This is a genomic window from Aphanizomenon sp. CS-733/32 (assembly GCF_028330045.1).
Taxonomy (GTDB): Bacteria; Cyanobacteriota; Cyanobacteriia; order Cyanobacteriales; family Nostocaceae; genus Dolichospermum; species Dolichospermum gracile.
This window is the reverse complement of the sequence record NZ_JAQMSE010000059.1, coordinates 47,830-53,936: the sequence shown is the minus strand read 5'-3', so window position 1 is coordinate 53,936 and position 6,107 is coordinate 47,830. Positions and strand designations below refer to the sequence as shown.

5 protein-coding genes and 1 pseudogene are annotated in these 6,107 nt (G+C 37.7%); 4 read left to right on the top strand and 2 right to left on the bottom strand.

Going from position 1 to position 6,107, the window contains the following annotated elements; genetic code table 11:
* Both PN471_RS05035 and PN471_RS05030 read left to right on the top strand, forming a co-directional pair.
* A pseudogene (locus PN471_RS05035) lies at positions 1 to 180 on the top strand (glycerol kinase); the annotation flags it as partial.
* A 49-nt stretch (positions 181 to 229) separates the two neighbouring features.
* On the top strand, positions 230 to 2,632 hold the full coding sequence (locus PN471_RS05030; RefSeq protein ID WP_271775912.1) for a ComEC/Rec2 family competence protein: 2,403 nt from the start codon (positions 230 to 232) through the stop codon (positions 2,630 to 2,632).
* Positions 2,633 to 2,733: 101 nt separating this feature from the next.
* Here PN471_RS05030 and PN471_RS05025 read toward each other — a convergent pair whose 3' ends face one another.
* Positions 2,734 to 3,207: a TspO/MBR family protein gene (locus tag PN471_RS05025; protein ID WP_271775911.1), complete on the bottom strand. Its 474-nt coding sequence runs from the start codon at positions 3,205 to 3,207 to the stop codon at positions 2,734 to 2,736.
* A 229-nt stretch (positions 3,208 to 3,436) separates the two neighbouring features.
* Between PN471_RS05025 and PN471_RS05020 the strand changes: the two genes are divergently transcribed.
* Complete coding sequence (locus tag PN471_RS05020; protein ID WP_271775910.1) at positions 3,437 to 4,714, top strand: glycosyltransferase; 1,278 nt, start codon at positions 3,437 to 3,439, stop codon at positions 4,712 to 4,714.
* 42 nt (positions 4,715 to 4,756) lie between these two features.
* Positions 4,757 to 5,857: a glycosyltransferase family 4 protein gene (locus tag PN471_RS05015; RefSeq protein WP_271775909.1), complete on the top strand. Its 1,101-nt coding sequence runs from the start codon at positions 4,757 to 4,759 to the stop codon at positions 5,855 to 5,857.
* A 15-nt stretch (positions 5,858 to 5,872) separates the two neighbouring features.
* On the opposite strand, the gene PN471_RS05010 is transcribed toward PN471_RS05015, so the two are convergent.
* Positions 5,873 to 6,103 (bottom strand): hypothetical protein, encoded by a 231-nt coding sequence (locus tag PN471_RS05010; protein WP_271775914.1) that lies wholly within the window; start codon positions 6,101 to 6,103, stop codon positions 5,873 to 5,875.
* Positions 6,104 to 6,107 lie beyond the last annotated feature (4 nt).

Genomic DNA, 6,107 nt, shown 5'->3' with positions numbered 1-6,107 from the left:
ATGGTCGTTTGGGGATTTGAGATCGGCGAACTGCTTGCAGCAGCGCTTCGCTATCGCCACCTAAGATTTCGACGATTTTGTATCAAAATTATCATCAAAGGTATTCAAAAATCCGAAATTACCGATTGTGACACTGGGGGGGGTGCGGAATGTGGGTTATATCTTTCCCAGGCAGGTTAAATCTTTATGCGGTATTCTCTGAACTGGGTGCTTTGGCAATTAAGTTTTTATGATGCAGACTAGTGGTGTAATTATCTGTTTTAGTTATATTTTGGGGTTGCTGTTTACGGCAATTCCTTGGGGTGGTGCATGGATTCTGGTATTGGGTGTGGTTGGAGCGGTTTTCTTTCGCCGCATATATGCTAATCTGCGGAAGTTTGCTGTTAGAAAAGAAGGTGCTGTTAGCAAAACTAAGGCTGTTGCGAATAATTGGATAGGTACTCCCCATCCGAGAATATGGTTAATAGCTGGGTTGGTGGGTTTGTTGGCCACTGTTTATTGGCAATTGCGTGTTCCTCAACCGGGAATTAAGGATATTAGTCAGTTTGCGGCTGGGGATAATAGTAATCTTGAACAGTTGGTGATTGTGCGGGGGGTGGTGGATAGTAATCCCCGCGTAACTCGTAGTCAACGGGGACAGTTTTGGTTAGCAGCGACTCAGTTAGATGAGGTGAAAAATGATAGCGTTCGCGGAGCGTCCCGGAGGGAACTAGTGCCGCTGCAAGAGGGTCAGGAAGCGGGGGGGATTCCCAAGGGGGTGACGGGTAGGTTATATGTGACTGTGCCGATATTACAATCTACTGGTTTATATCCTGGACAACAAATTGCGGTGACTGGATTTTTGTATAAGCCGACTGCGGCTTCTAATCCTGGTGGGTTCGATTTTCAGAAGTATCTGCGGCAGGAGGGGACTTTTACGGGTTTAATTGGTAGGCAGATTAATATTTTGGATGATGAACATCCTTGGGGATGGTGGCAAGTTCGTGAGAAGATTGGGCGATCGCAATCTCGTTTATTAGGTGTTCCTGAAGGTCCCCTTGTTAGTGCAATGGTCTTAGGTAGTAAAGCCGTTGATTTACCCTATGATATCCGGGATTTATTCGTAAAAGCAGGTTTAGCCCATGCTTTAGCCGCATCTGGGTTTCAAACTTCTCTAATTTTGGGTGTAGTTTTACAGCTAACAAGACGTACAAATAAAGCCACACAAATTACTCTTGGTAGCTTGGGATTAATTACTTTTCTGTTTTTATCAGGTTTTCAACCCGCAGTATTAAGAGCCGTAATTATGGGTTTTGCCGCTTTGTTGGGTTTGGCCTTAGAAAGAAATGTGAAGCAATTGGGATCTTTATTAATAGCCGCAACATTATTATTGTTATTTAATCCTCTCTGGATTTGGGATTTAGGTTTTCAACTGAGTTTTTTAGCGACTTTGGGATTAATTGTCAGTGCATCTGCAATCACCCAACGTTTAGATTGGCTACCACCTGCGATCGCTTCTTTAATATCTGTACCTTTAGCAGCGACGATTTGGACTTTACCCCGACTGCTAGAGTTTTCTAGTGTCATTCCTGTTTATAGTGTGCCTCTAAATATTTTGACAACACCATTTATTTCTATCATTAGTATTGGGGGCATGATTAGCGGTTTGGTAAGTTTAATCTCCCCAGATTTAGGTAGCACTTTAGCCAGTTTTTTATATTATCCAACCCATTTATTAATTCAAATGGTGGAATTTTTTGCTAATTTGCCAGGTAGTTTGGTGGCAGTTGGGAGTATATCAATTTTGCAAATGTTGACTATCTATCTTTTAATTATTTTAGTGTGCTTAGTCCAATGGTGGCAAAAACGTTGGTGGTTTGCAGGTTTCATAGCAGTTGGTTTGGTACTTGTTCCCATTTGGCATTCTGCTAATAATTTGGTGAGAATTACTTTGTTAGATACGAGAACTGAACCTGTTTTAGTAATTCAAGATCGGGGGAATGTTGCGGTAATTAATGGGGGAAATGAAGGTACGGGTAGATTTACGATTTTACCATTTTTGAGACAGCAAGGGATAAATCAGATTAATTGGGCGATCGCTAGTAAGTTTACAGGTTATACTAATGATGCTTGGTTAGAAATTATGCAAAGTCTACCAATTAAAAATTTGTATGAATATGCTCCTATGTTGGAGGACAATATTGCAACTCAATTACTACAACAGGAACTCCAAAAACAGCAAGGAATTTATCAAAGTTTAGGAGTTGGACAACCTATAAATACTTCCACAATCACAGCACAATTAATTAATGACCAAGTACCGATTTTAAAGTTACAAATTTTTGGTCAAAGTTGGTTATTAGTAGGGAATATTAAATCTCAACAAATTAAAGAATTAATTAAAAGTGGTGATTTGTCTTCTCCCCAGGTGTTATGGTGTCCATCAGAATCTTTGCAAGATTTAGTTTTAGCACTCAAACCACAAATAGCTATTTCTCCTGCTAATAACCTAGATAGGAAAACATTATCTTCTTTGAGTAAAGGAGAAACAAAACTTTTCTTTACTGGTAAAGATGGTGCGATTCAATGGACACCCAATGGGGATTTTCAAACTTTCATTCAGACTACAGAAAATAAATCTTCTGTTTTGTAAGAGAGTATTTTTTCGCGCCAAGATACAAAGGAGCAAAGACGCAAAGGCAGAATGTAAATAGTTGAAGGTCAAACATCATTAAGACTTTCAACTTTCCTGCTTTAAGCATCTTGCGGATTAAGACGACTCATTTGCCATGTGGTGTATGTACCTATGGGACTCCAAATTAAATAAGGTAATAATAGTAATGCTGCCCACAGCGATACAGATAAGACTGCAAGGGTGATTAATATACAAATTAGTAGTCCAGTGCCACCAATGATTGTACCAGCAATGAGACTGCGAAGACGGATCATTATGGGGCTATAGGCTATGGTAAATATCTCTAGAAGTAGGTACAAACCCATCATTAGGCGAGTTATATCGGTATTTGGACTGTGTTCCCAAATAATATAAGCTGACCAAGCACCACAGATAAAAATTATAGTCCAAATCAGAGGAATTGCTGATTCAAATGTTAACCATTTCGGTCTTTGTAAATGCCGAAACCATTGACTCTGTTTGGGTGTAATCCAGTTACCAGCGAAGCCTACTAAGAATGCTATAGTGCCAATTATCATCCAAGATTTAATCATAATTGTTTTGGTGCTGACTTTGGTGAAAGTCTGACGCAATAATATTACATTAATAAGGTATTTTAAACATAAACCTCGTCCAAGTTGAAACCTATAGTTTTTTCTAAGGCGAAAACTCAAGTTTTCAAGATGGATAGGGTATAGATCCAAATCTACTACAGTGATTTGTATTGAATCTATGGGGCAGTTTTCTGGTATATATCATTATAAATAACCAGAAAATACGATTATGACTCATTATGGCTTAATGTGTCCTGCATCTACCGGACACTGGAACACAATACTACCTTTGGGAAAAGAATTACAACAGCGTGGACATCGTGTTACCTTAATTGGTATTCCTGATGCCCAACCCAAGGCGCAAGCAGCCGGTTTAGAATTTCGAGTGATTGGTGAATCAGAATTTCCCATGGGTTCAGCGAGAGCATCTTTTGATAAATTAGGAGAATTAAGCGGAAAGGAAGCACTAAAATATACCATCTCTATTTTTAGAGATAATACTAATGTTAGCTTCAGGGATGCCCCAACTGTTATCAAAGACGCAGGTATAGAAGCACTATTAATAGATCAAACTATGTCATATGGAGGTACTATTGCAGATGTTTCTGGTATTCCCTTTATTACTATTTGTAGTGCTGTAGTTTTAAATCGAGAACCCAGTGTTCCCCCTTTTATGACAAATTGGTCTTATAGCCCAGCTTGGTGGGCAAAACTGCGGAACAAATTAGGTTATCAATTATTAAATCGGGCTACTCAACCTATCACAGAATTAATAGACAAATATCGTCGAGAGAAAAATTTACCTACATATTCTAACGCAAATCAACGTTATTCTCAATTAGCTCAAATTAGTCAACAACCTGCGGAATTAGAATTTCCTCGGCAAAATTTACCTAATTGGTTTCATTTTACAGGACCATATCATAGTGCAATTGGTCGAGAAGTTGCTGATTTTCCTTTTGATAAATTAACAGGACAACCTTTAATTTATGCTTCTATGGGAACTTTACAAAATCGGTTATTACCAGGTTTTCAAAAAATTGCCGCAGCTTGTCAAGAGTTGGATGCACAATTAGTAATCTCTTTGGGTGGTTCGGCTAATCCTGAAGTTCTGCAAGGAATAGTAGGAAATCCTTTAGTAGTTCGTTATGCACCGCAATTACAATTATTAGAGAAAGCAGATTTAACTATTACTCATGCAGGATTAAATACCACATTGGAATGTTTAACAAATGGTGTACCAATGGTAGCCATTCCTGTTGCTAATGATCAACCAGCAGTAGCTTCTCGAATAGTTTGGTCAGGATGTGGGGAAGCTGTACCTGTGAAGAAAGTTAATGTTGATAATTTACGGACTGCTATTAAAAAAGTGTTGACGGAAAATAGTTACCGCAAGAATGCTTTGCGGTTACAAGCAGCAATTAGAAAAGCCGGGGGAGTAAAGCAAGCGATTGATATTGTTGAACAGGCTGTCTCTACTGGTAAGCCTGTTTTAGCTCAGAAATAAATGTTTTTCAAAAATAACAATAGACAAAAGGAATAAAACAATATGGACTGGGACAATAACTCAATTGTAATTTATTCCAATTTTCCATTTCATCTAGAAGATTGGTCTCCTCTTTCTATTAGCAAAGGTATTGGTGGTAGTGAAGAAGCGATAATTTATTTAAGTCAAGAACTAACAAAGTTGGGTTATCAAGTCACTGTGTTTAACAGATGCGGTGATATGGAGGGAGAATATAACGGTGTAGTTTATCAGTCTGTTGATAAATTTAATCCCCAAGATAATTTCAATGTTTTTATTTGTCACCGTGCTTGGACACAACCAATGCAGATGAAAGTCAAGGCTAAAAAAATTGCTATTTGGATGCACGACAACCCTCAATTATTTTCTGTTATAGAAGAATCTCAACGTGCGGAATTTTTAGGAAGTTTTGACAAGCTATTTATGCTGTCAAATTTCCATAAAGCTATGCTACCAGACTGGATACCTGAAAATAAAATCTTATTGACTACTAATGGCATTAATTTAGAAGATTTCAATTTAACAGGAATTGCTAGAAATCCGAAAAGACTAATTTCGATTAGCGATTATACAAGAGGCATTGAAAATTTATTAATGCAATGGGATAAGGTTCTTAAAGAAGTACCGGATGTGGAGTTGCATATTTTTTATGGTTGGCAAGGAGTTGATGCACTCATTAATTCACCTTATATTGATAGATTTCCCCAATTACCAGATAAAAAGAAGCAAATAATGCAACTGTTTGATCAAAAAAATGTTTATGAACATGGCAGAATTGGACACAAGCAGTTGGTTGAGGAATTATTTAAATCAGGTATTTGGGTTTATCCATGTCATACTGCTATTGAAATTTTCTGTATTAGTGCTTGGAAAGCGCAAGCTACTGGTTGTGTTCCTGTAGTCACAACTTATGCAGGTTTAGAAGAAACTGTCCAATCAGGAATTAGAATTAAAGGACCTGCGGGAGATGAGGAAACTAATCATATTTTCGTTGAATCAGTGATAGACTTGTTGAAAAATCCTGAAAAACAAGAAAATTTAAGACAAGAAGCATTATCCCTCAGAGATGCTTTTGGTTGGGATAAAGTTGCTAAACAATGGCATGAAGAATTTATTTTGAACTAACTAAAAATGTGTGTATTAGTGGAGATCAACAACCTCAACTAAAGCGTTTTTTTCAGAATGGCCTGATTTTTCTCTCTTTATCTCCTTCATAGGTACAAATTCCGTAGGAGAAAATTGCCGTTCTAAAAAACGTTCTGGTCTAAACTGTTTAGAATCAGGATATAAATCTTCTCGATGATGAGGATGTCCACCGATAGGAATACAAAAATCAAATATTATTCCTATCGGTAAAACTCTACTAGTCACTAAC

Bases quoted from the DNA above. Each gene is read 5' to 3' on its own strand.
- PN471_RS05030 (WP_271775912.1), top strand. From the start codon at position 230: ATGATGCAGACTAGTGGTGTAATTATCTGTTTTAGTTATATTTTGGGG.
- PN471_RS05025 (WP_271775911.1), bottom strand. From the start codon at position 3,207: ATGATTAAATCTTGGATGATAATTGGCACTATAGCATTCTTAGTAGGC.
- PN471_RS05020 (WP_271775910.1), top strand. From the start codon at position 3,437: ATGACTCATTATGGCTTAATGTGTCCTGCATCTACCGGACACTGGAAC.
- PN471_RS05015 (WP_271775909.1), top strand. From the start codon at position 4,757: ATGGACTGGGACAATAACTCAATTGTAATTTATTCCAATTTTCCATTT.